A 22978-nucleotide genomic window follows, 5' to 3' on the forward strand; every position below is an offset into this window, starting at 1 on the left:
GGCCGAGCACCACGCGCGCGCCCATCACGCGCACGCTGCTCGGACAGCGTCCGAAAGGGGATTCAATGTCTTGCAACAACCCAGCTTAAATTGAAATGTCACGAAATATTGTCAGTAATGTGTCAGTCAACACCCGCCGAAATAATCGCTGCTCTTTCCCATAGTCCCACCGAGGAGCACCGATGGCTTCCCCCGCGTCGACTTTCGACCCCCGCAAGATCCGCCCCCGCGCGCGGCACGCCGCGTTGGCCGTTGCCATGGCCTGCACGCTGGCCGCATGCGGCGGCCACGATGACGATGATGACGACACCTCGACGCCGCCCGTGGTGGAACAGAAGCCCGCCACCGCCGAACTGGCGGTGCTGTCGACCTCCGACCTGCACTACAACGCGCGCAGCTACGACTACTTCAAGCTCGCCGAGGACAAGACCTACGGCTTCGAGCGCACCGCGACGCTGATCCGCGACGCGCGCAAGGAATTCGCCAACACGCTGCTGGTCGACAACGGCGACACCATCCAGGGCACCGCGCTGGCAGACTACGAAGCCACGGTCGATCCGATCCCCTGCTCGCAGCAGTTGACGATGTACAAGGCCATGTCCGAACTGAACTTCGATGCGGGCACGGTGGGCAACCACGAATTCAACTATGGCCTGCCCTTCCTGAACCAGGTGCTGGGCGGCGGCATGGACGTCGACGGCGTGGACGGCAGCCTGAAGTGCGCGGGCCCCGGGTTCCCGGTCACCGTGGCCAACGTGACGAGCGTCAAGAGCGGCCAGCCGCTGCTGCAACCGTACGTCATCCTGGACCGCGAGATCGACGCCACGCAGGAAGACGGCGCCAAGGTCAAGCTGCCGATCAAGGTCGGCATCGTGGGCGTCACCACGCCCGGCATCATGAACTGGGACAAGCGCTACCTGGACGGCAAGGTCGAGGTGCAGGACGGCGTCGCGTCGGCCGAGAAGTACGTGGCCGAAGCGCGCGCCAACGGCGCCGACCTGGTGTTCGTGCTGCTGCATGGCGGCATGGACGCCACCCAGAGCCCGATGATGGAGAATCCGGGCCGCTTCGTTGCCGAGGTCGAAGGCATCGACGGCTTGATCATGGGCCACCAGCACAATATCTTCCCGGACCGCGGCGCCAGCCCGTCGTACCCGTCGGACGACGTGGTGGACAACACCGCCGGCACGGTCGCCGGCGTGCCGGCCGTCATGCCCAGCCAGTGGGGCAAGGCCATGGGCGTGATCGATTACTCGCTGAAGTGGGACGGCAAGGCGTGGCAGGTCGACAAGGCCAGGACCGAAGTCGACGTGCGCACCACCCAGTACAAGGACGCCGGCGGCGCGACGCAGTACGTCGCTTCGGACAGCGCCGTGGTCGAGGCCGTCGAGGCCCAGCACGAGGCCGCCATCACCTACGTGAAGGAACCCATCGGCCAGACCGACTTCCGCATGAGCACGCTGTTCGCCGACGTGGGCGACCCGGGCGCGATCCAGTTGGTCAACCAGGCGCAGCAGGCCTATGTGAAGAACTACATCGACGCCAACCTGCCGGAATACAGCAGCATTCCGGTGCTGTCGATCAGTGCGCCGTTCAAGGCCGGCTTCAGCAGCGCCACCGACTACACCGACGTGGCGGCCGGCGACCTGGCCATCTTCAACGCGGCCGACCTGTACCTGTATCCCAACACCGTGTACGCGGTGAAGGTGACGGGCGCGCAGCTGAAGCTGTGGCTGGAGAACGCGGCCAAGCGCTTCAACCGCATCGACCCGGCGGCCACCGCCGACCAGTGGCTGATCAAGGACACCAAGACCGGCAAGGTTCCCTCCGGCCAGTCGGCGTTCGCGGGCTACAACTTCGACATGTTCACCACGCCCGACCTGCAATACGAGATCGACGTGACCGCGGCGGAGAACAGCCGCATCAAGAACCTGACGTACATGGGCAATCCGGTCGACGGCATGGACTTCATCGTCGCCACCAACAATTACCGCGCGGAAAGCAGCGCGCAGTACATCCTGGGCCCCGGCAACGCGTTCGACATCGTCTATGCCTCGCCGGACGCGAACCGCGACGTGGTGATCAACTACATCAAGGAAAATCCGACGGTCACGCGCGCCACCAACGGCTCGTCACGCAGCTGGCGCTTCACCCCGGTCACGACCGCGGGCCGCGTGCTGTTCAAGACGGGCCAGGACGCGCAATCCGTGGCGACGGCCGCCGGCCTGACCAACGTCAGCCTGACCGCCGACGCGGATGACCTGGGCGAAGGCCGCGCGGTCTACCAGATCGACCTGAACCCGGTGCCGTAAGCCGCCTTGCCGGTACCCTGACCCGGCAACGGCGCCACTCGCCCCGGCAGGCACGCTGTGCCCGCCGGGGCGATTCACTTGGCGGCGCTAGACGATCACCGCCCCGCCACGATCCACCCACACATAATCCTGTCCCGCCCGCTGCCCCCGCCGCAGCGGATTGCGCGTGCAGAACGCCGCGTAGGCCGGGTCGACGTAGCGGTAGAACAGATGCTCGTCGCGGCCAGCGGGAATGCCCAGCCGCGGCGCGCAGGCCAGGCGCTCGGGCGAGGCGCCGACGTCCTGCACGAACAGCCGCTCAGGATCGAAACGTTGGGCGTCCCATTCAGGCACCTTCAACCCCAGCGACCGGCACAGCAGCGTCTGGCCCGCGCACAGCCTGGCGGGCGGCCGCGCGCCGCCACGCGCATCGGGATTGAGCTGCTGCATGCAAGCCAGGGCATCGGGGCCGGACACGTCATCCACCCACGGATGGCCCGACTTGATCAGCACCGCATTGCCCGGCCCGGCCGCGCTGAAGTTCAGCGAGTCGCCGCCGCGCGCGTAATACATGTAGATCGTGCCGCCGTCCATGAACAGGGCGCGGCGCTTGTGGGTGTAGCCCAGCGAGGCGTGGCTGCCCTTTTCGGCCAGGTAATAGGCTTCGGTCTCGATGATACGTACCGACAGCCACAGGTCGCCCAGCCGGCGGCGGATGATCTTGCCGATGAGTTCGCGCGCCAGCAGGCAGGCGTCGCGATGGAAGAAGCTGTCGGGCAAGGCGGGATGGTGGCCGGTGAAGGCGGTATCGGCAGGCAAGGCCGCCCCCTGCCCCGCGCCCGCCGCCTGCTTGCCCGCCATGCCGCCCAGCCCCGGCCGGCCTCAGGCGAAACGTTCGCCGTAGCGCTTTTCCGAAAAGCCCACCGTCACCTCGCCATCCGGCGTGACGGTGACGGGGCGGCGCACCAGCGCGGGATACCCGGCGATCAGCGCCGACCACTGGCGGTCGGTGGACGCGCCCTTTTGCTCGTCGGTCAGGCCCCGCCAGGTCATGGAAGCGCGGTTGACCAGTTTCTCCCAGCCGCCCACCTTGTCCGCCCATTCCTTCAGCGTGGCGGCCGGCACGGGGTGGTCACGGTAGTCGACGAAGGTGTGCGCGATGCCCTTGGCGTCGAGCCAGTCGCGCGCCTTGACGCAGGTGCTGCACTTGGCCAGGCCGTACAGGGTGGGTTGGGTCATTTGCGGGCCTCCTTGCGCCACTGCATGCGGTTGGCCACGATCACGCAGGTGCCGACGGCCAGGATGAACAGCGTGGCCAGAGCATTGACCTCGGGCTTGAGGCCCAGGCGCACGCGTGAGAAGACTTCCATGGGCAAGGTGGTGGAACCCGGCCCGGACAGGAACGAGGCGATGACCACGTCGTCCAGCGACAGCGTGAACGCCAGCAGCCAACCCGACACCACGGCCGGCGCGATCAGCGGCAGCGTGATGCTGAAGAACACGCGGGCCGGCGTGGCGCCCAGGTCGAGCGCGGCCTCTTCCAGCGAGCGGTCCAGGTCGCGCACGCGCGACTGGATGACCACCGACACGAAGGCCATGCACAGCGTGACGTGCCCGATCCAGATGGTGAACATGCCGTTCTCGGCCGGAAAGCCCAGCGCGCCGCGCAGTTCGACGAACATCAGCAGCAGCGAAATGCCCAGCACCACCTCGGGGATGACCAGCGGCGCGCTGAGCATGCCGACGTACAGCGTCAGGCCGCGGAAGCGCCGCATGCGCGCCAGCACGTAGCCCGCCCAGGTGCCCAGGACGGCCGCCGCGGTGGCGGTCAGCACCGCGATGCGGAACGACAGCCAGGCCGCCGACAGCAGCGCGTCGTCCTGCATCAGCTGGCCATACCAGCGCAACGAGAAGCCGCTCCAGGTGGTGACCATGGCCGAATCGTTGAACGAGAACACCATCAGGCTGAGGATGGGCACGTACAGGAAGGCATAGCCCAGCCCCAGCGCGACGCCGCGCGCGGTCTTGTTGGGCCCTTTCATCGGCGCCCCCCGGCCGGCGCCTGGGCCTGCATCTGGTTGTACTGGAACAGGGCCAGCGGCACCAGCAGCAGCAGCACCATCACGCAGGTGACGGCGCTGGCCATGGGCCAGTCGGCGTTGTTGAAGAACTCGTTCCACATGACGCGGCCCATCATCAGCGTGTTGGCGCCGCCCAGCATCTCGGGGATGACGTACTCGCCCACGCACGGGATGAACACCAGCATGGCGCCGGCGATGACGCCGGGCATGGACAGGGGTACCGTGATGCGGCAGAACGCCTGCCACGGACGCGCGCCCAGGTCGTAGGCCGCTTCCAGCAGGCGCAGGTCCATCTTCACCAGGTTGGCGTACAGCGGCAGGATGAAGAACGGCAGGTAGGCGTAGACCATGCCGATGTACACGGCGATGTCGGTGCGGTAGATCTCGAGCGGCGAGGAAATCAGCCCCAGTGCCATCAACGTCTTGTTCAGCAGGCCGTCGTTGCGCAGGATGCCCACCCAGGCATACACGCGCAGCAGCAGCGACGTCCAGAACGGCAGGATCACGCCCAGCAGCAGGATGTTGCGCACCGCCGGCGACGAGCGCGCGATGTAGTACGCCATCGGATAGCCGATGAGAATGCAGCACAGCGTGGTGATGGCCGCCATCTTCACCGAGTTCAGATAGGTCGCCAGGTACAGGCTGTCGGTGAACAGCAGGATGTAGCCGCGCAGGTTCAGGCTGAGCTGCAGCGCCTCGTCCTGGAACCGGGCCAGCGGCGTGTACGGCGGAATGCCGAACTCCAGCTCGGCGAAGCTGATCTTGAGCACCAGCAGGAACGGCACCAGCAGGAACAGCACCAGCCAGGCGTAAGGCGGAACGATCGCCAGCGCGCGTCCCGAGGGCGCCCAGCGGCGTAACGGCAAGCGGATCATGACGCCAGCACCGTGGGGCTGTCGGCGTCCCAGCTGACGAAGACCTCTTCGTCCACGCCGGGGGCGTCGATGCGGGCCAGCACCATGCCGGGCACGCTGGTCTCGATGGATTTGCCCGAGTCCAGGCGGATCTGGTAGAGCGCGTAGCCGCCCATCCAGGCCACGTGGCTGACCACGCCGCGCGCCCAGTTGTAGTCGCTTTGCGGCTGCTCGCGCCAGATGCGCAGGCGCTCGGGACGCAGCGAGACGTGCACTTCCATGCCCAGGGGCTCGCTGACGCCGTGGTTGACGTACAGCGGGCGGGCCAGGTCTTCGCACTCGATGGCCACGTGGTCGGGCTCGTCCACCACGATGGTGCCGGTGAACAGGTTGGTGCTGCCGATGAAGCCCGCCACGAAGCGCGAATTCGGGAAGTTGTAGACGTCCTGCGGCGTGCCGCTCTGCACGATCTGGCCTTCGGTCATCACCGCCAGGCGATGGGCCATGGTCATGGCTTCTTCCTGGTCGTGGGTGACCATGATGCACGTCACGCCCACCTTCTCCAGGATCCTGACCAGCTCGATCTGGGTCTTCTGGCGGATCTGCTTGTCCAGCGCGGACATGGGCTCGTCCAGCAGCAGCAGCTTGGGCCGCTTGACCAGGCTGCGCGCCAGCGCCACGCGCTGCTGCTGGCCGCCCGACAACTGGTGCGGCTTGCGCCGCGAGTAGCCGGCCATCTGCACCAGGTCGAGCGCCTCGAACACGCGCTCGTGGATCTCGTTGGCGGCCACGCCCTCCTGCTTCAGGCCGAAGGCCACGTTGGCATCGACGGTCATGTGGGGAAACAGCGCGTACGACTGGAACATCATGTTGACCGGCCGGCGGTGCGGCGGCACGGCCGTGATGTCCTGGTCGTCCAGCACGATGCGGCCCGAGGTGGGCTCTTCGAAGCCCGCCAGCATGCGCAGCAGCGTGGACTTGCCGCAGCCCGAACTGCCCAGCAACGCGAAGATCTCGTTGCGGCGGACCGTCAGGCTGGTGGATTGCACGGCGACCGTATCGCCGAATATCTTGACGACGTCGATCACCTGGACGAACGCGTCCGCGTCGCCGCCCTGGGGCGCCGAATACCGGCTCTCGATCATGGCGCTTATCGTCCGGACTTCAGTTCGTTCCACATGCGCGTCTGCAAACGCTGCACCGGCAAGGGCTGGGCCTTGATGACGAACAGCGTCCTGGAGACATCGGCCGGCGGGTAGATCATGGGATTGTCGGCCACTTCCTTGTTCACGTACTTGCGCGCCTCTTTGTTGGCGTTCGGGTAGTACATGTGATTGGTGATGGCCGCGTGCACCTGCGGCGTCTCGATGTAGTTGATGAACGCATGCGCGGACTCGACGTGCGGGGCGTCCTTGGGGATGGCCATCACGTCGAACCAGGCGGGCGCGCCGCCCTTGGGCAGGAAGTAGTTGATGTCGTCGGTGCGCTTGGCTTCCTGCGCGCGGCGGCGGGCGATCATCACGTCGCCCGAAAAGCCGTAGACCATGCACAGGTCGCCCGAGGCCAATTCGTCGATGTAGCCCGACGAGCTGAACTGGCGGATGTACGGCCGGATCTTCTTCAGCACTTCGAGCGCGGCCTTGTAGTCGTCGGGATTGGAGCTGTTGGGATCCTTGCCCAGGTAGTGCAGCACGGCCGGGAAGACCTGGGCGGCCTCGTCCAGCATCGAGATGCCGCAGCTTTGCAACTTGGCGGCGTTCTCGGGCTTGAACAGCATGTCCCAGTTGCCCAGGTCGGCGTCGGCGCCCAGCGCGGCGCGGACCTTGGTGATGTTGTAGCCCAGGCCGTTGGTGCCGTAGCCCCACGGAATGACGTATTGGTTGCCCGGGTCGATGGTGGCCACCAGGGCCATCAGGTCGGGGTCCAGGTACTTCCAGTTGGGGATCTTGGACTTGTCCAGCTTCTGGAACACGCCCGCCTCGATCTGGCGCGAGGCATAGTGCGTGGACGGCACCACCACGTCGTAGCCGGACTTGCCGGTCAGCAGCTTGGCCTGCAGCGTGTCGTTGGTGTCATACACGTCGTAGCGGACGCGGATGCCGGTTTCCTTTTCGAAGCCGGGGATGGTGTCCGGCGCGGTGTATTCGGCCCAGTTGTACACGTTGACGACCTTGCCGTCCTGAGCCTGGGCCGTCGTCGAGACGACTGTTGCCCCGATACCCGCCACCGCCAGCGCCGTTCCCAGCGCCAGCCGCGCGCCCACCATGAATTTCATCGCGTACCCCTTGCCAAAACGCGTGATGGAAAAAAACCAAAGGCAAAATGATAAAGCCTTTTCATAGGGGGATGCAGACGGTTTAACCCCTAAATCGCGCAGCCGGGCGTCGAACCAGGCGCCCCTGCCCGTCGCGATCCCCCTGCCTTGCCCGCCGCGCCGTCAGGCCGTGGCGGACCAGGCCCGTGCATACGCCGCCTGCAGCCGCCGCCAGCAGGCCTCGCCCTGTTCGCCCGCCACCTTGCGCAACGAACGGCGCAGCCGCAGCAGGTTGCCGGCGCGGGCCCGGTTGCTCAGGCCGCCGGCCTTGCCCCGGTCGAAATCGATCAGCCAGGCGTGGCCCTGGGCATCCAGCAGAATGTTGAAGGCGTTCAGGTCGGCATGCCAGACCCCGGCGCGGTGCATGCGCGCGATGGCGCCCGCCACCTCGTCGGGCGAGGCGTCCAGCGCATGGGCCAGCGGGCGCACGTCGGGAACGCGCTCGACCAGAATGGCCGCGCGGTAGCTCCAGCCGCGCCGCCAGTAGCCGGCCGCCAGCGGCACCGGCACTCGCAGGCCCTGCGCGTGCAGCGCCGCCAGCAGGCGGTATTCGCGGAAGCTGCGCGTGCGGTCCTCGCTGCGCCAGGCATAGGATTCGCGGCTGATGCGCGCGACCAGGCCGCCACGGCGGTAGCCGCGCAGCACGCCCTGCCAGCCCTGCCCGGCCACCATCCAGGCGGCCTGCCGGCCGCCGGCCGCGACCGGGCTGGCCAGGCCGCCATAGGCTTCGGGGTCGAACCAGCGCGCCGGCGGCGTATCGCCCAGCCGCGCCGCGTTCCAGAGCATGGCGCCGTCGGCGGGCGCCGGCCAGGCCTGCTGGCGGGTGGCGTCCAGGATGGCGTCAGCCGGCACGGTTGCGCATCCAGTCGGCGGTGCCGTAGAACGCGTGCAGGATCCGGTCCAGCAGCGCGGGCGGCACGCCCTGGTCCTGCATGGCGCGGCCCATGCAGGCCACCCACTGGTCGCGCTCGATCTCGCCGATGGAGAACGGCAGGTGGCGCGCGCGCAGGCGCGGATGGCCGAAGCGCTCGATGTAGTGGTTCGGGCCGCCGAAGTAGCCGCACAGGAACCAGAACAGCTTCTGGCGCGCCTCGTCCAGGCTGGGGCCGTGGGCCGCGCGCAATTCGCGGAAGTCGGGTTCCAGGTCCATCAGGTCGTAGAAGCGCTCGACCAGCGCGTGCAGGCCGGGCTCGCCGCCCAGCAGTTCAAACAGGGTCTTGCTGGTGTCCAGCGGTTCGAATATGGGATCGACCCGGGTGGTGGCGGTCATCAGGCTTCTCTCAGGGTAACCAGGGGCGGCGTGCGCAGCACCCCGCGCAGGGCCAGCGCGCCGCCGGTCCAGGCGCCGGCCATGCCGGCCGCGGGACCGGCGATCCATGGCCACACGCTGTAAGTCATGGCGAAGTTGAACACATAGGTCGCCAGGCCCCACGCCACGGCCGTCGCGCCCGCCGCGGCCAGCAGGCCGGCCAGGCCGCCCACGGCCAGCAGTTCGATGCGCTGCGCGCGCGCCAACTGGCCGCGCGTGGCGCCCAGGGCGCGCAGCACGGCGGCCTCGCGCATGCGTTCGTCGCGCGTGGCCGTCAGCGCGGCGGCCAGCACCAGCACGCCCGCCAGCAGCGTGAACAGGAACAGCATCTGCACGGCGCTGGCCACCTGGTCCAGCACCGACTGCAACTGCTGCAGCATGGCGCCCACGTCGAACACCGTCAGGTTGGGGAACTGCCGCACCAGGTCGCGCAGCACCGGCGCCTTGTCGGGCGGCAGATAGAACGAGGTGATCCAGCTTTGCGGCATGTCCGCCAGCGCGGGCGGCGACAGGATGGCGAAGAAGTTGACCTGCATCGAGTCCCAATCGACCCGGCGCAGGCTGGTCACGGACACGTCCACCGTCTGGCCCGCCACGTCGAAGCTCAGCTTGTCGCCCAGCTTCACGCCCAGCGTGGCCGCCAGGCCGGACTCCATCGAGACTTCGTTGCTGCTGTCGGGCGGCATCCAGCGGCCCTGCTCGATACGGTTGGAACTGGGCAGGGTCTGGCCATAGGACAGGTTGAATTCGCGGTCGACCAGGCGCTTGGCGCGTGGTTCCTCGTAATCCGCCGGCCCCACCTGCCGGCCGTTGATGGCGATCAGGCGGCCGCGGATCATGGGCCACAGCTGGGTCTTCTCCAGGCCGCCGGCGGCCAGTTGCCGGGCCACGGCCTCGCGCTGGTCGGGCTGCACGTTGATCAGGAAGCGGTTGGGCGCGTCGTCGGGCAGCGTGCCGCGCCATCCGGCGATGAGGTCGGTGCGGGTCAGCGTCAGCAGCAGCAGGGCCATGATGCCGATGGCCAGCGCGCATACCTGGGTGATGGTGGCCGTGCGCCGGCGCACCACGCCGGCCAGCGCGAAACGCAGCGCCGGCATGCCGTTGGCCGCGCGGCGCACGCGCCCCAGCGCCTGCACGCAGCCCCAGGCCACCAGCGCGAACACCAGGAAGGCGCCCAGGAAGCCGCCCGACACCACGGCGCCCAGTTGCAGGTTGCCCGCGAACCACCAGATCAGCAGCGCCAGGCCCGCCGCCCCCAGCGCATAGCCCAGGGCGCTGCGCGGGCGCAGGCCCTCCGCATCGCGGCGCAGGACGCGGGCCGGCGGCACGTGGCGCAATTGCGCCAGCGACGGCAGCGCGAAACCCAGCAGCATCAGCACGCCCGTCAACAGGCCCTGCACGGCAGGGATGACGGAGGGACGCGGCAGTTCGGTGTCGATCAAGCCGGCCAGCGCCGACACCATCAATTCATGCACGCCATAGCCGATCAGGCCGCCCACGGCGCAGGCCAGCAGCCCGATCATGGCGAACTCGGCCACCAGCATGCGCGCGATCTCGCCCTGCTGCGCCCCCAGGCAGCGCATCACCGCGATGCCGTCGCGATGGCGCAACATGAAGCGGCCCGCGGCCAGCGCCACGGCCACCGCCGAGATCATCACCGCCAGCATGGCCACCAGCGACAGGAAGCGCTGCGCGCGGTCCATCGTGCGCCGCACCTCGGGCCGGCCCGATTCCACCGTCGCCACCTTCTGGCCGCGCTGCAGGTTCTGGTTCAGCCACGAGGTGTAGCCGGCCACCCCGGGCGGCTGGCCGGCCACCAGCAGGATGTAGTCCAGCCGGCTGCCCAGCGTGACCAGGCCGGTTGATTGCAGGTCGGACAGCCGCATCATGGCGCGCGGCGCCACGTTGACGAACTGCATGCCGCGGTCGGGTTCGTAGGTCAGCACCTTGGCCACGCGGAAACGCGCGTCGCCCAGGCCGATCGTGTCGCCCACCTTGATGCCCAGCGCCGACAGCAACTGGGGATCGACCCAGACGGTGCCCGGCTCGGGCACCTCGCGCGTGGCGGCGTCCTGGCCGAAGGCCTGGTCGGCCACGCGCAGCGAGCCGCGCAGGGGATAGCCCGGCTCGACGGCCTTCAGCGACACCAGTTGCGCGCCCCCCCCGCCGCTGGCCATGGACGGGAACTGCACCGAGGAGGCCACCGTCAGGCCGTCCTGCCTGGCCCGGTCGAGGAACTGGGCGGGAATGGGCTCGTCGGCTTCCAGCACCAGGTCGGCGCCCAGCATCTGGCTGGCGTCGCGCTCCAGCGCGCGGGACACGCGGTCGGCCAGGAAGCCCACGCTGGTGATGGCCGCCACGGCCACCACCAGCGCCAGCACCAGCAGGCGCAGCTCGCCAGCGCGCGCGTCGCGCATCATCATGCGCAATCCCAGGCGCAAGGAGGAAAAGAAACCGGCCTGGCGGCAGGGGCGGGCAGCAGTCGCGTGCATCATCGGCCAATCGTAACCAATCGAAGGCCGGCGGGGGGACATCCCCCACCCTGCCCGGGTTCCGCACTGTACCTGACCGTGATTGCACCGGGAGGTTCAACCGGCCGTCAGGCAGCCGAGGCGCAGCGCACGCCCGCCCCCCATCCATGCCCATGCGGACCTCCCGCCGGATCACCCGTGAAAACCCTGCCCCGTTCTACCTGGACAGCGAATGCCGCTATCATGCCCAGGCGGTGGAAAGCCGCCAAAGAACGACAAGTTCCAGAAGACAACGGAGAAGACAACATGCGCAAGTCCTGGCTCGCCGCCACCTTGCTGGCGTCCGGCATGCTCGCTGCCGCCCTGCCCGCAGCCGCCCAGACCACCCTGAAAATGGCCTACGCCCTGTCCACCTCGTCGCATTACGGCGCCGGGGCGGATGCCTTCGCCAAATCGATCGAAGCCTCGGGCGGCGGAAAATTCAAGGTCCAGCAGTTCGCCAACAGCGCGCTGGGCGGCGAGCGCGAGGTCATCGAGGGCCTGCAGATCGGCACCATCGACCTGGCCATCGTCTCCACGGGTGCCACCCTGAACTTCGTGCCCGAAACGGGCGTGTTCGACATCCCCTTCCTGCTGCGCGACCTGGATCATGCCCGCAAGGTGCTCGACAGCCAGATCGGCCAGGACATGCTGACCAAGTTCCCGTCGCGCGGCATCGTGGCGCTGGCCTGGGGCGAACAGGGATTCCGCCACCTGACCAACAACGTGCGGGCCGTGCGCACCCCCGCCGACGCCAAGGGCCTGAAGATCCGCACCACCGAGAACCCGATCCACATCGCGGCCTTCCGCCAGATCGGCATTTTGCCCACGCCCATGGCCTGGCCCGAGGTGGCTACGGCGCTGCAGCAAGGCACCATCGACGGCCAGGAGAACCCGCTGTCGGTCATCACGTCGGCCAAGCTGTCGCAGATGCAGAAGTACCTGTCACTGACCGGTCACGTCTACGGCCCGGCGTTGATCCTGATGTCGGGCAGCGTCTACGACGGCCTGTCCGACGCCCAGAAGGCTGCATTCCGCCAAGCGGGCAAGGACTCCGCCCAGGCCATGCGCGGCTTCGTCGACAACATCGAAAAGACCGGCGTCGAACAGTTGAAGAAGGAAGGCATGCAGGTCGACCAGGTGGATCGCGCCGCGTTCGCCGCCGCGGTCGAGCCGGCCTACAAGGAGTACTACAAGAAGTTCGACAAGAAGCTCATCGACGCCATCCGCGACGTGAAGTAAGAGGCCGGCCCATCATGCACGCCTTGCGCACGGCCGAGACGGTCCTGTTCCGGCTGGTGTCCGCCGTGGCCCAGCTGCTGCTGGTGGCCTCGGCGGCGGCTGCCTTCTACCAGGTGATCGCGCGCTTCGTCCTGCAATCCCCCGCCGACTGGACCGAGGTGCTGACACGCGCCCTGCTGATCTGGACGGTGCTGCTGGGCGTGGCGCTGGCGTTCCGCCATGGCGCCATGATCAGCGTGGAGCTGTTGCGCAACAGCCTGCGCGGCCGTGCCCAGCGCCTGCTGCAGCACGCGCTGGCCGCCATCTGTGTCCTGTTCCTGGCCATGCTGGCATGGATCGGCGGACAGATGACCTGGCGGGTGCGGTTCCAGACCGTACCCAGCCTGGACATCTCGATCTCCTGGATCTATCTGGCGATCCCGGTAGGCGCCACGCTGGCGGCGATCGCGGTGCTGGCGCGCGTGGCCGCCGGGCCGGATGAACCCGAACCCGCGCGCAACGACGCGCAAGGCTGACCTCAGCTTCCTCTTCACGCTTCCGGCGCGGCCGGACGACATTCAGGTGGTTCCATGTCGCAGTTGATGATTCTCTCGATGCTGATCTTTTTCGGCCTGTCGGTGCCGGTGGCCGTGGCCATCGGGCTGGCCAGCCTGGGCGGCATCTCGGTGGCCGGTCTGCCATGGCTGGTGATGGCGCAACAGCTGTACGCCGCGCTGGACAAGTATCCGCTGGTGGCCATTCCGTTCTTCATCCTGGCCGGCAACCTGATGGAAACCGGCGGCATTTCCGAACGCATGGTCGACTTCGCCAAGAGCCTGGTGGGCGGCGTGCAGGGCGGACTGGCCTGCACCTGCGTGCTGACCTGCATGATCTTCGCGGCGGTGGCCGGCTCCAGCGTGGCCACCACGTTCGCGGTCGGTGCGATCCTGATCCCCGCCATGATCCGCCATGGTTATCCCGCGCCCTTCGCCGCGTCCCTGCAGGCCAGCGCGGCGGAGCTCGGCGTCATCATTCCGCCCTCCATTCCGATGATCCTGTTCGCGGTGTCCACAGACACCTCCACCGGCGAACTGTTCATCGCCGGCGTCATGCCCGGCGTATTGATCGGGCTGTCGCTGATGCTGTACGTGTGGCTGTACGCGCGCCGCCACGGCCTGGGCAAGCACGATGGCGAAGGCCGCCTGTCACTGTGGCCGTCCTTGCGCCGCGCGTGGCTGGCGCTGCTGATGCCGGCGATCATCCTGGGCGGCATCTATGGCGGCGTCTTCACGCCGACCGAAGCCTCGGTGGTGGCGGTGGTCTATGCCATGCTGGTGGGCCGCTTCGTCTACGGCAGGCTGGCGCTGCGCGACCTGTCGGGCGCGCTGAACCGCACGGTGGTATCCACCGCGGTCATCATGTTCGTGATCGCCAATGCGGGCGTGTTCAGTTTCCTGCTCAACCGCGCCGGGATTCCGGATGCGCTGGGCCAAGGGCTGGCGAAACTGTTCGATGACAAGCTCACCTTCCTGGTGGGTGTCAACGCGGCGCTGTTCATCATCGGCATGTTCATCGAGACCTCGGCGTCCGTGGTGGTGCTGGCCCCGCTGCTGCTGCCGGTGGCGGTGCAGTTCGGCATCGATCCCGTGCACTTCGGCATCATCATGGTGGTGAACCTGGCGCTGGGCATGATCACGCCGCCGTTCGGGGTGAATCTGTTCGCCGCCTGCGCCGTGGCGAAGGTGCCACTGGAGCGGCTGATACGGCCGCTGCTGCCCTTCGTGGGCGTGGTGATCGCGTGCCTGATGGTGATCACGTACTGGCCTGGGCTGTCGCTGGGATTGCGCGACCTGGTGTACGCGAGGTAGAGAACACGCCGGGCCTGCAATGAGGAAGGGGGCACACGGTGCCCCCCCTCGTTACTAGGCGCTTGCCGCGCCTGGCTTACTGCACGGCGTCCAGACGAACCTGGACGCTGTCGCTGCCATAGACCGGCGTGGCCTTGAAGCCCGCCACCGACACGCTGTCGAACGTGCCATGGACCCGGGCCGCGGAGATCACCGTCAGCGTATCGCCCGCCTGCGGCGTATAGCCGTCACGGAAATCGACCGTCAACGCACCGGCCAGCGCCGCGTCGGAGGCCACCGACAACTGACCCGCGCCGTCGGCATCCACGTTGACCTGCAACGCGCCAGCAGCCGTCTGCGTGTAGGTCGACTTCACCTGCGCCGCTTCGTCCGCCGCCACTTCCAGCGTGCCGCCGCCCACGTAGACCGCGCCAGCGCCGAGTGCGCTGGCCGAATCCACGCGCAGCGTACCGCCCGCGACCTCGGTGCCGCCGGTGTACAGGTTCTGCCCGGCCAGCGCCAGCGTGCCCGATCCGTTCTTGGTCAGCTTGCCCGCGCCCGAGATGTCGTTGCGCCAGGTATCCAGGGCGTTGAAGCCCCCCTGATTCGCATCCATGGACACCACGACGTCGCCGTTGAAAGCGCCGTAGCCGTCGGCCGCGTCGAACAGGTTCAAGCGGCCGAAGCCTTCATCGTCATCCAGCACCGGATAGCCGGAAGGCAGCGCCGTCGTCTTGAGCACGACGCGGCGCTGTTCCGCCGTCAGGTAAGGCAAGCGGGTTTCCAGCACGGTTTCCGCGCCCTTGGGCACCACGGCCGGGACGCCCGTGTCGCCGATCTGCGTGAAGTCGAACGTCAGGCGGTGGCGGTACAGGCGCTTGTTGGCCTCGTGGTCCGCGAAGCGGTCCTGGGACACGGATTGCGAATGCGCGAACTGATAGAACGCCTCGGGCGTGCTCGTACCCGTCGCGGCCATCAGGGTCTGGCGCGCCTGCGCATACGCCGTGGCGCGCACGCCGGAACTGGCGGCATAGATGTTGCCGACGGCCGAGGCCTGGCCCAGGATGCGGCCGCCGATCACGTCCAGCGGCGAGTGCATGCCGGCAACGATGCGGTTCTCGCCCAGTTCCAGGCCGCGGGCCACCATTTCCTGGAAGCGCTCGGGCACCAGATAGGCCATGGCGACGGCGTTGCGGACGGCCTCGGCGGTGTGGCCGCTGGGGAAGCCGCCATCGGTGGCCGGCGTGCTGCTCTTGGCCGGTTCCAGCGTGGGCAGCACCTGCACGGCAGCCGTCCAGCGCCACGGGCGGGCGTACTTGTAGAAACGCTTGCCCGGTTCGGTCGAGGCATTGTTGCCCATGCTTTGCACGAACGCGATGGCATCGCCGAACTCGGGGTTCGCCGAACCGGACACACCCGTGTTGTTGCCGCCGTCGTCGTACTTGACGGTCGTGGCATCGGCGGCCACGTCGTTGATGGTGGTGGTCTGCTGGGCGGCCGTGCGCCAGTAAGAGGTCAGCGGCCCCATGCCGTCGGTCACGCTGTAGTTCTTGCCGCGGCGGTCGTCCAGGTAGGCCGCGACGGCCTGCTCGGGCGTACGGGCCAGCGTGGTGCGGACCACGAACGCCAGGTTCTCGGCATGCACCGCACCGTTCTTCACGGTGCCGTCGGTGGCGTCGCCGGGCAGGCCGGTCCAGGTGGACTGGGCAAAACCCGGGAAGCCGTCCTGCGCGGGCACGGTGCCGGTGCCAGCATCCACCAGTAGCGTGCTGGGCGTCCAGATGTCCAGGAAGCCCTTCAGCACGCGGACGCCGGCGTTGGTGTCGACCGTGGCGTAGCGGGCATCGCCGCGCTGGTTGGTGGCGGCGAAATCCACGAAGGCGGCGGCGCCGGGCACCTGCGCGACATCGGTGGTTCCCAATCCGGCCGGCGGACCCGGCACGACGTAGGCAGAGTCCTCGCCGCCGGCATCCGCCTGGTCGTCATCATGGTCGTCGCTGCCGCATGCGGACAACGCGAGCAGAACGGCCAAGGAGGTAGCTTGAAGGGCCCATTTGCCCCGGCCCGTGACACGGGAACGCTGCTGGAATGTCATTTTTTGAAAAGACGGAGTTGACAGAGCGACGCATACTAGAAGCTCAATATGTATGACTCGTGACAAAGCACGATATATCGCAAGATGTCGTTCTTAAGACTTCTTCGTCTTTCGCCTTTTCCCAGCGGCGAACGGCACGCGCCATCGCGGCTAGACGTTGGCCAGGAAGGCGTCCGCGTCGCCCCCTTCGCACTTCCACGAAGCGAACACGCCGACCAGCGAGCAGTCGCTGCACCGGCAGCCGATGTACAGCCAGCGCACGTCGTTCGATTCGGAATACAGGGCAACGGCCGACTCGATCTCGAAGCGGCCCTGCTCACAGATGCAGACATGGCTGTCCAGGGGAACGTGATCGCCGGCATACTCGGCGCTGTCGCCCATCAGGTGGATGGCGCCGCATGCGCAACAGGTGCGTTGCGCGACGCCCTCTGCCTCGTTGGTCTCCAGCAGGAACACCTGCTGCCCGCAGGCACAGGTGCTGGAGGCACATTGGTCGGCCGCATACCCGTTGTCTTCCGCGAAGTCGGAGATGACCCATCGCAGGTCATCGCGGGTCGTGCCGTACGAATATCCGTCGCGTTGCTGCAGCGTCATGGCCATCCTGGTCTGGAAGATTGCGCCCCCCTCGCCGCCAGCACACCGCATCCCGAATCAGACACCATGGACCGGCGGGGGAGCCGCGCCAGACCAACCACCCCGCCTGGCGGCCCGAGTATCGCCCCGGAACGGGTCAGGCGTCCAGAGCAGCAAGAAGTCAGATCACTGAATCCATCCTGAAACCCGGCATGTGGCACGAGAAGGTACGCGACATCGCTCACTGCACCGGCCCGGCGGGCCCAACGGCCCTTGCAAGACGGAACCGCCAGGAACCGGACGGCGCCTCAGCGCGGCCGCTTGTCGATCACGCGGCGCGCCTTGCCGGTCAGCGTGCGTTCGACGAAACCGCAATCGGCAACGTTCACGCGCGCGCTGATGCCGATGTAGGCCTTCACCGCCGCCTGCAACTGGCGGCCGATGACCTCGCGCTCGTCGGCGCCCAGGCCGGCGAACTCGCCACGCACTTCGGTCAGGATCTCCAGCTCGTCCAGGTTGCCGTTCTTGGTCAGCACCAGTTGGTAGTGCGGCGCCAGCTGGGCCACCTTCAGCACCAGTTCCTCGACCTGGGTCGGGAACAGGTTCACGCCGCGCACGATCAGCATGTCGTCGCTGCGGCCGGTGATCTTGCCGATGCGGCGCATGCTGCGCGAGGTGGGCGGCAACAGGCGCGTCAGGTCGCGCGTGCGGTAGCGGATGACGGGCATCGCCTCCTTGGTCAGCGAGGTGAACACCAGTTCGCCCTCTTCGCCTTCGGCCACCGGCTCGCCCGTGTCGGGATCGATGATCTCGGCGTAGAAGTGGTCTTCCCACACCACCGGACCGTCCTTCGATTCGACGCACTCGCTGGCCACGCCCGGGCCCATCACTTCCGACAGGCCATAGATGTCGACCGCGTCGATGCCGGCCTGCGACTCGATGTCGGCGCGCATCTGGCCCGTCCACGGTTCGGCGCCGAAAATGCCGATGCGCAGCGAACTTTGACGTGGATCAATGCCCTGCTTGCGCTGCTCCTCCAGAATGTTGCAGAAATAGGAGGGCGTCACCATGATGATGCTGGGCTGGAAATCCTGGATCAGCTGCACCTGCTTCTCGGTCTGCCCGCCCGACATGGGAATGACCGTGCAACCCAGCCGTTCGGCGCCGTAATGCGCGCCCAGGCCGCCCGTGAACAGGCCGTAGCCATAGGCCACGTGGATGATGTCGCCGGCCTTGCCGCCCGCTGCGCGGATCGAGCGCGCCACCAGGTTGGCCCAGTGGTCCAGGTCCTGCGCCGTATAGCCCACCACCGTCGGCTTGCCGGTCGTGCCGCTGGACGCATGCACGCGCGAGACGCGCTCGCGCGGCACGGCGAACATGCCGAACGGGTAGTTGTCGCGCAGGTCCTTCTTCACCGTGAACGGAAACTTCGAGATGTCCGACAGCTGCTTCAGGTCGTCGGGGTGCACGCCGCGTTCGTCGAAGGCGCGCTTGTAGTGCGGCACGTTGTGGTACGCGTGGTTCAGCGTCCATTTCAGCCGTTCCAGCTGCAGCGCCTGGATCTCGTCGCGGCTGGCATGCTCGATGGGGTCCAGCCCGGGCTTGCTGATCGTGTTGGACATGGGTCTCTCTCCTGGAATATCACCGGACGGCGCGCGCCGTCCGGATGTGATGCGAGGCTTCTTTCAAGCGTTGGGGCTCAATACCCGTTCCTGTACGCGGGGCCTTCATGCCGCGTCCGCGGCCTGCCCCACCACCTGACCCTTGATCCGGTAGGAACGGCCGCGGAACAGCGCCACCGGCTTGCCGTCCTGGTTGCTGACGGTGATGTCGTAGATGCCGGTGCGGCCGGCCAGCGAGCGCTCCTGCGCCTCGGCGGTCAGCACGTCGCCCTCGAAACCCGGCGCCAGGAAATCGATGGTGCAGCCCGAAGCCACCGTGCTGACATTGCGCGAGTTGCACGCGAAGGCGAACGCGCTGTCGGCCAGCGAGAAGATGAAGCCGCCATGGCAGGTCTTGTGGCCGTTGAGCATGTCGCCGCGCACGCGCATGGTGACGCGCGCCCGCCCCGGCGCGATGGAGACGACCTCCATGCCCAGGCCCTGCGTGGCCGCGTCGTTGGCGTACATGGTCTGGCGCACGGCCTCGGCCAGCGCCTGGGGATCGGTGGGCACTTCCACGGAAACGTTGCTGCTCATCATTGCCCCTTGAACTGCGGCGCACGCTTGTCCAGGAAAGCCGCCACGCCTTCGGCGTAGTCGGCGCTGCGGCCCAGTTCGCGCATCATGTCGCGCTCCAGGTCCAGTTGCGTGGCCAGGTCGTTGCCCAGGCTTTGCTGCATGGCGCGCTTGGTGAAGGCCAGGCCCTTGGTGGGCGCCTGGGCAAAGTGCGCGGCCAGCCGGTCCAGCGTGGCGTCGAATTCATCGTCGGCCACGCACTGCCAGATCAGGCCCCACTGCTCGGCCTGCCGCCCGCTGAGCTTGTCGCCCAGCAGGGCCAGGCCCAGCGCGCGCGCGCGGCCCACCAGCCGCGGCAGCGCGTAGGTGCCTCCCGTGTCCGGAATCAGGCCCAGCTTGCAGAACGACTGGATGAAACTGGCCGACTCTTTCGCGATGACCAGATCGCCCGCGAACGCCAGGTTGGCGCCGGCGCCGGCCGCCACCCCGTTCACGCCCACCACCACCGGCATGGGCAGCGCCTGCAGGCGCTTGACCAGCGGCGCGTAGTACTTCTCGACCGTCTCGCCCAGGTCGGGCGGCGAGCCGTCGGCCGCCGGCCGGCGCTCGCTCAGGTCCTGTCCCGCGCAGAAGCCGCGGCCCGCGCCGGTCAGCACCAGCACGCGCGCGCCTTCGGTCTCGACGCGCGCCAGCGCGTCGGCCACTTCGCCGTGCATGCGCGCGGTGAAGCTGTTGAGCTTGTCGGGACGATTCAGCGTCAGGCGGGCGATGCCGCCTTCCAGGGAGAACAGGATGTCTTCGTAGGCCATGCGACGATGTCTCTGGTTATTCGTTATCGGGCGGATCGCGTGCGGGTACGTCGGCGTGCCTACACGTGCCAGCGCGTCTGCACGACGCGGAAGCGGTTGGAGACGAAGGCCGCGTCGGACAGCGCGGCATTGGCGGCCGGGTTGGCGCCGGTGCCGTGGAAGTCGCTGAAGGCCGCGGTCTGGTTCACGAACACCGCGCCGGTCAGGTTCAGCGACAGCGACACGCCCGCCACTTCGGCGGCGTCCTGCACCCGCGCGGCGACGGCGTCGTCGCGGGTGTAGGCGGCCAGGGTCAGCGCGCCGTGCTCGCGCACCGACTCGCGCGCCAGCTCGATGCTGTGCTCCGTGGAATCCGTGGCGACCACGAAGGCGATCGGGCCGAACCACTCCTGGCGCAGCGCGTCGTTGCCGGCGTCGGCGCGCAGCACCAGCGGCGTGCGCACGCGTGCCCCCTCGAACTGCGGGTGGGCCAGTTCGCGGCTGTCCGCCACCACGGGCAGGCCCAGCGCGCGCGCGCGGTCGATGCGCGCGGCGGTGGCCTCGCTCTGGATGGCGCCGGTGAACTCAACGGCCTTGGCCGGATCGGCCAGCAGCTTGTCCAGCGCCGTGCCCAGCGCGGCGGCCACGCCGTCGAAGCTGACATGGCCGTCGTCCGTCTCGATGCCGTCACGCGGCACGTAGATGTTCTGCGGCGCCGTGCACATCTGGCCCGAGTACAGCGACAGCGAGAACGCCAGGTTGCGCACCACGCCCTTCAGGTCGGGCGCCGAGTCGATGATGACCTGGTTCACGCCGGCCTTCTCGGTGTAGACCAGGGCCTGGCGGGCGTTGGCTTCCAGCCAGTCGCCGTTGGCGGTGCTGCCCGTGAAATCGACGATCTTCACTTCGGGACGCAGCGCCAGGTCTTGCGCGGTGTCGTCGCCGGCCTCGTGCGCCGCCAGTTGCACCACGTCGGGATCGAAGCCCGCCTCGGCCAGCACGTCGCGCGCCACCCTGACCGTGATGGCCAGCGGCAGGATCGCGCCGGGATGCGGCTTGACGATGACGGTGTTGCCGGTCGCCAGGCTGGCGAACAGGCCCGGATAGCCGTTCCAGGTGGGGAACGTGGAGCAGCCGATGACCAGCGCCACGCCGCGCGGCACGACGGTGAAGCGCTTCTCCATGCGGATGGGCTCGTTCTTGCCCTGCGGCTTCTCCCAGATGACGCTGCCGGGCACGCGGGCCATTTCCTGCCAGGCGTAGGTCACGGCCTCCAGGCCGCGGTCCTGTGCGTGCGGACCGCCGGCCTGGAACGCCATCATGAAGGCCTGTCCCGTGGTGTGCTGCACCGCGTTGGCGATCTCGAAGCTCAGCTTGTTCAGGCGCTGCAGGATCTCCAGCGACACACCCACCCACGCGCGCGGGCCGGCGCGGCGCCACGACTCCAGCGCGCGGCCGGCGGCCTGGATCAGCGCATCGGGCCGCACGCGGGGATAGGTGATGTCCAGCGCGAAGCCGAAGGGCGACACCTCGCCGCCGACGGCGCCGTCGGCCAGCGGCAGGTCGATCGGGAAAGGCTTGCCGCGCAGCGCCTCGAAGGCGGCCTGGCCATCGGCCGCGGCGGTTTCGCCATAGTTGCGCGGGCTGGGCGATTCGGGGTGCGGGCTCCAGTAGCCGCGCTCGGCGGCGGCGCGTTGCGCCTGCTCCAGCACGGCCTGGTGGCGTTCGAAGAAATCCTGCGACACGGGCAATCTCCAGTGGTTGGCGCGGCGCCCTGCACGGCCCGCGCGAGTATTGGGTTGGGGTCAGGTTTCCTGGTCGAAATCGATGACCAGGCGGTCGCTGACGGGGAAACTCTGGCAACTGAGCACGAAGCCGCGCGCCACCTCATAGTCTTCCAGCGCGAAGTTGGCGTCCATGTCCACCTCGCCCTCGATGACCTTGCAGCGGCAGGTGGAACACACGCCGCCCTTGCACGAATACGGCAGTTCGACACCCTGGGCCAGCGCCGAATCGAGCACGCTGTCCTGGTTCTTGTCGATGAAGAAGGTGCGCCGGTGGCCGTCCTGCACCACGGTGACCTCGCACTGGCCCTTGCCGGGCGCGGCCAGGGCCTCGCGGCCGGTGCGCAGCGCGCGCGGCCCCTTGGGCGCGCCGAACAGTTCGAACTTGATGCGGTCCTTCGCGATGCCCTGCGCCTGCAGGTGCTCGACCACGCTTTCGATCATGGTCTGGGGGCCGCACACGAAGGCATGGTCGATCTGCGCCGGCGGCATCCACACGCGCAGCAGCTGGTCGACCTTGTCGCCGTCCAGGCGGCCGTTGAACAGGTCGATGTCCTGCGCCTCGCGGCTCATGATGTAGACCAGCGAGAAGCGCTCCATGTAGCGGTTCTTCAGGTCCTCGATCTCTTCGCGGAACAGCACCGACGACGAGGCGCGGTTGCCGAAGAACAGCGTGAAGCGGCTGCCGGGCTCGGTCGACAGCGCCGTCTTCACCAGGGACAGCACGGGCGTGATGCCGCTGCCCACGGCGAAGGCCACGTAGCGGCGCGCCTGCGAGGGGTCGAATTCGATGGTGAAGTTGCCGGCGGGCGGCATCACTTCCAGCGTCTGGCCGGCCTGCAACTGGTGATTGGCCCAGCTGGAGAACAGGCCCTCGTCGACCTTCTTGATGGCCACGCGCAGCACGCCGTCGCCGGGCGCCGAACAGATGGAATACGAGCGGCGCACTTCCTCGCCGGACAGGTGCGTGCGCAGCGTCAGGTATTGGCCGGGACGGAAGGCGAAGTCGTCGGACAGTTCTTGCGGCAGGTCGAAAGTGACCACCACGGCGTCGCGCGTGTTGCGCGCCACGGAGGCCACTTTCAAGGTATGGAATGCGGTCGAGTTCATTGTTGTGCCCTCTTGGCGGCTGGC

The 22978-nt window shown here is 68.0% G+C and carries 20 protein-coding genes; 4 read left to right on the forward strand and 16 right to left on the reverse strand.

From position 1 onward, the window contains the following. Positions 1-182 precede the first annotated feature (182 nt). Positions 183-2312 carry a bifunctional 2',3'-cyclic-nucleotide 2'-phosphodiesterase/3'-nucleotidase gene (locus A6745_RS08835; protein ID WP_066125968.1) on the forward strand — a complete coding sequence of 710 codons (2130 nt, stop codon included), beginning with the start codon at positions 183-185 and terminating at the stop codon, positions 2310-2312. 87 nt (positions 2313-2399) lie between these two features. Here A6745_RS08835 and A6745_RS08840 read toward each other — a convergent pair whose 3' ends face one another. The 9 genes from A6745_RS08840 to A6745_RS08880 form a co-directional block, all read right to left on the reverse strand. After that, the gene (locus A6745_RS08840) at positions 2400-3152 is read right to left on the reverse strand and encodes a DNA-3-methyladenine glycosylase (protein ID WP_066125970.1); all 753 of its coding nucleotides are present in this window, start codon (positions 3150-3152) and stop codon (positions 2400-2402) included. 21 nt (positions 3153-3173) lie between these two features. After that, positions 3174-3530, reverse strand: coding sequence for a Spx/MgsR family RNA polymerase-binding regulatory protein (locus A6745_RS08845; protein WP_066125972.1), 357 nt, complete (start codon positions 3528-3530; stop codon positions 3174-3176). Continuing rightward, positions 3527-4333: an ABC transporter permease subunit gene (locus tag A6745_RS08850; RefSeq protein WP_066125975.1), complete on the reverse strand. Its 807-nt coding sequence runs from the start codon at positions 4331-4333 to the stop codon at positions 3527-3529. The genes A6745_RS08845 and A6745_RS08850 overlap by 4 nt, the downstream gene beginning before the upstream one ends. After that, a complete protein-coding gene (locus tag A6745_RS08855; RefSeq protein WP_066125978.1) occupies positions 4330-5247 on the reverse strand; it encodes an ABC transporter permease subunit in 918 nt (305 codons plus the stop codon). Before A6745_RS08855 ends, A6745_RS08850 begins: the two co-directional genes overlap by 4 nt. Continuing rightward, a complete protein-coding gene (locus A6745_RS08860; RefSeq protein ID WP_066125980.1) occupies positions 5244-6371 on the reverse strand; it encodes an ABC transporter ATP-binding protein in 1128 nt (375 codons plus the stop codon). The genes A6745_RS08855 and A6745_RS08860 overlap by 4 nt, the downstream gene beginning before the upstream one ends. A 5-nt stretch (positions 6372-6376) precedes the next feature. Continuing rightward, positions 6377-7501, reverse strand: a complete 1125-nt coding sequence (locus A6745_RS08865) for a polyamine ABC transporter substrate-binding protein (protein WP_066125982.1) — start codon at positions 7499-7501, stop codon at positions 6377-6379. A 162-nt stretch (positions 7502-7663) separates the two neighbouring features. Further along, complete coding sequence (locus A6745_RS08870; protein WP_066125985.1) at positions 7664-8392, reverse strand: 3-deoxy-D-manno-octulosonic acid kinase; 729 nt, start codon at positions 8390-8392, stop codon at positions 7664-7666. Next, positions 8382-8810: a group II truncated hemoglobin gene (locus tag A6745_RS08875; protein ID WP_066125987.1), complete on the reverse strand. Its 429-nt coding sequence runs from the start codon at positions 8808-8810 to the stop codon at positions 8382-8384. The genes A6745_RS08870 and A6745_RS08875 overlap by 11 nt, the downstream gene beginning before the upstream one ends. Further along, a complete protein-coding gene (locus A6745_RS08880) occupies positions 8810-11344 on the reverse strand; it encodes an ABC transporter permease (protein WP_156513330.1) in 2535 nt (844 codons plus the stop codon). Before A6745_RS08880 ends, A6745_RS08875 begins: the two co-directional genes overlap by 1 nt. 282 nt (positions 11345-11626) lie before the next feature. Between A6745_RS08880 and A6745_RS08885 the strand changes: the two genes are divergently transcribed. Genes A6745_RS08885 through A6745_RS08895 form a run of 3 tightly spaced genes read left to right on the forward strand, consistent with a single transcriptional unit; the run spans position 11627 to position 14448 of the window. Further along, positions 11627-12601 carry a TRAP transporter substrate-binding protein gene (locus tag A6745_RS08885; protein WP_066125989.1) on the forward strand — a complete coding sequence of 325 codons (975 nt, stop codon included), beginning with the start codon at positions 11627-11629 and terminating at the stop codon, positions 12599-12601. Positions 12602-12615: 14 nt separating this feature from the next. Continuing rightward, on the forward strand, positions 12616-13116 hold the full coding sequence (locus A6745_RS08890) for a TRAP transporter small permease (protein ID WP_066125991.1): 501 nt from the start codon (positions 12616-12618) through the stop codon (positions 13114-13116). Between the two features lie 54 nt (positions 13117-13170). Beyond that, entirely contained in the window at positions 13171-14448 is a 1278-nt protein-coding gene (locus A6745_RS08895; protein ID WP_066125992.1) for a TRAP transporter large permease, read from the forward strand. A gap of 76 nt (positions 14449-14524) precedes the next feature. On the opposite strand, the gene A6745_RS08900 is transcribed toward A6745_RS08895, so the two are convergent. The 7 genes from A6745_RS08900 to paaE all read right to left on the reverse strand — a co-directional run bounded on the left by A6745_RS08900 (position 14525) and on the right by paaE (position 22954). Then, positions 14525-16522, reverse strand: a complete 1998-nt coding sequence (locus A6745_RS08900; RefSeq protein ID WP_066125993.1) for a phosphatase PAP2 family protein — start codon at positions 16520-16522, stop codon at positions 14525-14527. Positions 16523-16672: 150 nt separating this feature from the next. Then, positions 16673-17116, reverse strand: coding sequence for a hypothetical protein (locus A6745_RS08905; RefSeq protein ID WP_066126443.1), 444 nt, complete (start codon positions 17114-17116; stop codon positions 16673-16675). A 287-nt stretch (positions 17117-17403) separates the two neighbouring features. Beyond that, a complete protein-coding gene (paaK, locus tag A6745_RS08910) occupies positions 17404-18717 on the reverse strand; it encodes a phenylacetate--CoA ligase PaaK (protein WP_066125995.1) in 1314 nt (437 codons plus the stop codon). Positions 18718-18822: 105 nt separating this feature from the next. Continuing rightward, the gene (gene paaI, locus A6745_RS08915; RefSeq protein ID WP_066125997.1) at positions 18823-19296 is read right to left on the reverse strand and encodes a hydroxyphenylacetyl-CoA thioesterase PaaI; all 474 of its coding nucleotides are present in this window, start codon (positions 19294-19296) and stop codon (positions 18823-18825) included. Next, positions 19293-20081, reverse strand: coding sequence for a 2-(1,2-epoxy-1,2-dihydrophenyl)acetyl-CoA isomerase PaaG (gene paaG, locus A6745_RS08920; protein WP_066125999.1), 789 nt, complete (start codon positions 20079-20081; stop codon positions 19293-19295). The genes paaI and paaG overlap by 4 nt, the downstream gene beginning before the upstream one ends. Positions 20082-20140: 59 nt before the next feature. Beyond that, the gene (gene paaN / locus A6745_RS08925) at positions 20141-21805 is read right to left on the reverse strand and encodes a phenylacetic acid degradation protein PaaN (RefSeq protein WP_066126002.1); all 1665 of its coding nucleotides are present in this window, start codon (positions 21803-21805) and stop codon (positions 20141-20143) included. 60 nt (positions 21806-21865) lie between these two features. Beyond that, complete coding sequence (gene paaE, locus A6745_RS08930) at positions 21866-22954, reverse strand: 1,2-phenylacetyl-CoA epoxidase subunit PaaE (RefSeq protein ID WP_066126005.1); 1089 nt, start codon at positions 22952-22954, stop codon at positions 21866-21868. Positions 22955-22978 lie beyond the last annotated feature (24 nt).

Origin of the sequence: Bordetella ansorpii, assembly GCF_900078705.1 — a bacterium.
GTDB lineage: Bacteria > Pseudomonadota > Gammaproteobacteria > Burkholderiales > Burkholderiaceae_B > Bordetella > Bordetella ansorpii_A.

Excerpts from the sequence above, each read along its gene's own strand:
- A6745_RS08855 (WP_066125978.1), bottom strand. The coding sequence starts at position 5,247 with ATGATCCGCTTGCCGTTACGCCGCTGGGCGCCCTCGGGACGCGCGCTG.
- A6745_RS08880 (WP_156513330.1), bottom strand. The coding sequence starts at position 11,344 with ATGATGCACGCGACTGCTGCCCGCCCCTGCCGCCAGGCCGGTTTCTTT.
- A6745_RS08905 (WP_066126443.1), bottom strand. The coding sequence starts at position 17,116 with ATGACGCTGCAGCAACGCGACGGATATTCGTACGGCACGACCCGCGAT.
- paaG (WP_066125999.1), bottom strand. The coding sequence starts at position 20,081 with ATGGCCTACGAAGACATCCTGTTCTCCCTGGAAGGCGGCATCGCCCGC.
- paaK (WP_066125995.1), bottom strand. The coding sequence starts at position 18,717 with ATGTCCAACACGATCAGCAAGCCCGGGCTGGACCCCATCGAGCATGCC.
- A6745_RS08900 (WP_066125993.1), bottom strand. The coding sequence starts at position 16,522 with ATGACATTCCAGCAGCGTTCCCGTGTCACGGGCCGGGGCAAATGGGCC.
- paaI (WP_066125997.1), bottom strand. The coding sequence starts at position 19,296 with ATGATGAGCAGCAACGTTTCCGTGGAAGTGCCCACCGATCCCCAGGCG.
- A6745_RS08860 (WP_066125980.1), bottom strand. The coding sequence starts at position 6,371 with ATGATCGAGAGCCGGTATTCGGCGCCCCAGGGCGGCGACGCGGACGCG.
- A6745_RS08895 (WP_066125992.1), top strand. The coding sequence starts at position 13,171 with ATGTCGCAGTTGATGATTCTCTCGATGCTGATCTTTTTCGGCCTGTCG.
- A6745_RS08890 (WP_066125991.1), top strand. The coding sequence starts at position 12,616 with ATGCACGCCTTGCGCACGGCCGAGACGGTCCTGTTCCGGCTGGTGTCC.
- A6745_RS08885 (WP_066125989.1), top strand. The coding sequence starts at position 11,627 with ATGCGCAAGTCCTGGCTCGCCGCCACCTTGCTGGCGTCCGGCATGCTC.
- A6745_RS08845 (WP_066125972.1), bottom strand. The coding sequence starts at position 3,530 with ATGACCCAACCCACCCTGTACGGCCTGGCCAAGTGCAGCACCTGCGTC.
- A6745_RS08840 (WP_066125970.1), bottom strand. The coding sequence starts at position 3,152 with ATGGCGGGCAAGCAGGCGGCGGGCGCGGGGCAGGGGGCGGCCTTGCCT.
- A6745_RS08835 (WP_066125968.1), top strand. The coding sequence starts at position 183 with ATGGCTTCCCCCGCGTCGACTTTCGACCCCCGCAAGATCCGCCCCCGC.
- paaE (WP_066126005.1), bottom strand. The coding sequence starts at position 22,954 with ATGAACTCGACCGCATTCCATACCTTGAAAGTGGCCTCCGTGGCGCGC.
- A6745_RS08875 (WP_066125987.1), bottom strand. The coding sequence starts at position 8,810 with ATGACCGCCACCACCCGGGTCGATCCCATATTCGAACCGCTGGACACC.
- A6745_RS08865 (WP_066125982.1), bottom strand. The coding sequence starts at position 7,501 with ATGAAATTCATGGTGGGCGCGCGGCTGGCGCTGGGAACGGCGCTGGCG.
- A6745_RS08850 (WP_066125975.1), bottom strand. The coding sequence starts at position 4,333 with ATGAAAGGGCCCAACAAGACCGCGCGCGGCGTCGCGCTGGGGCTGGGC.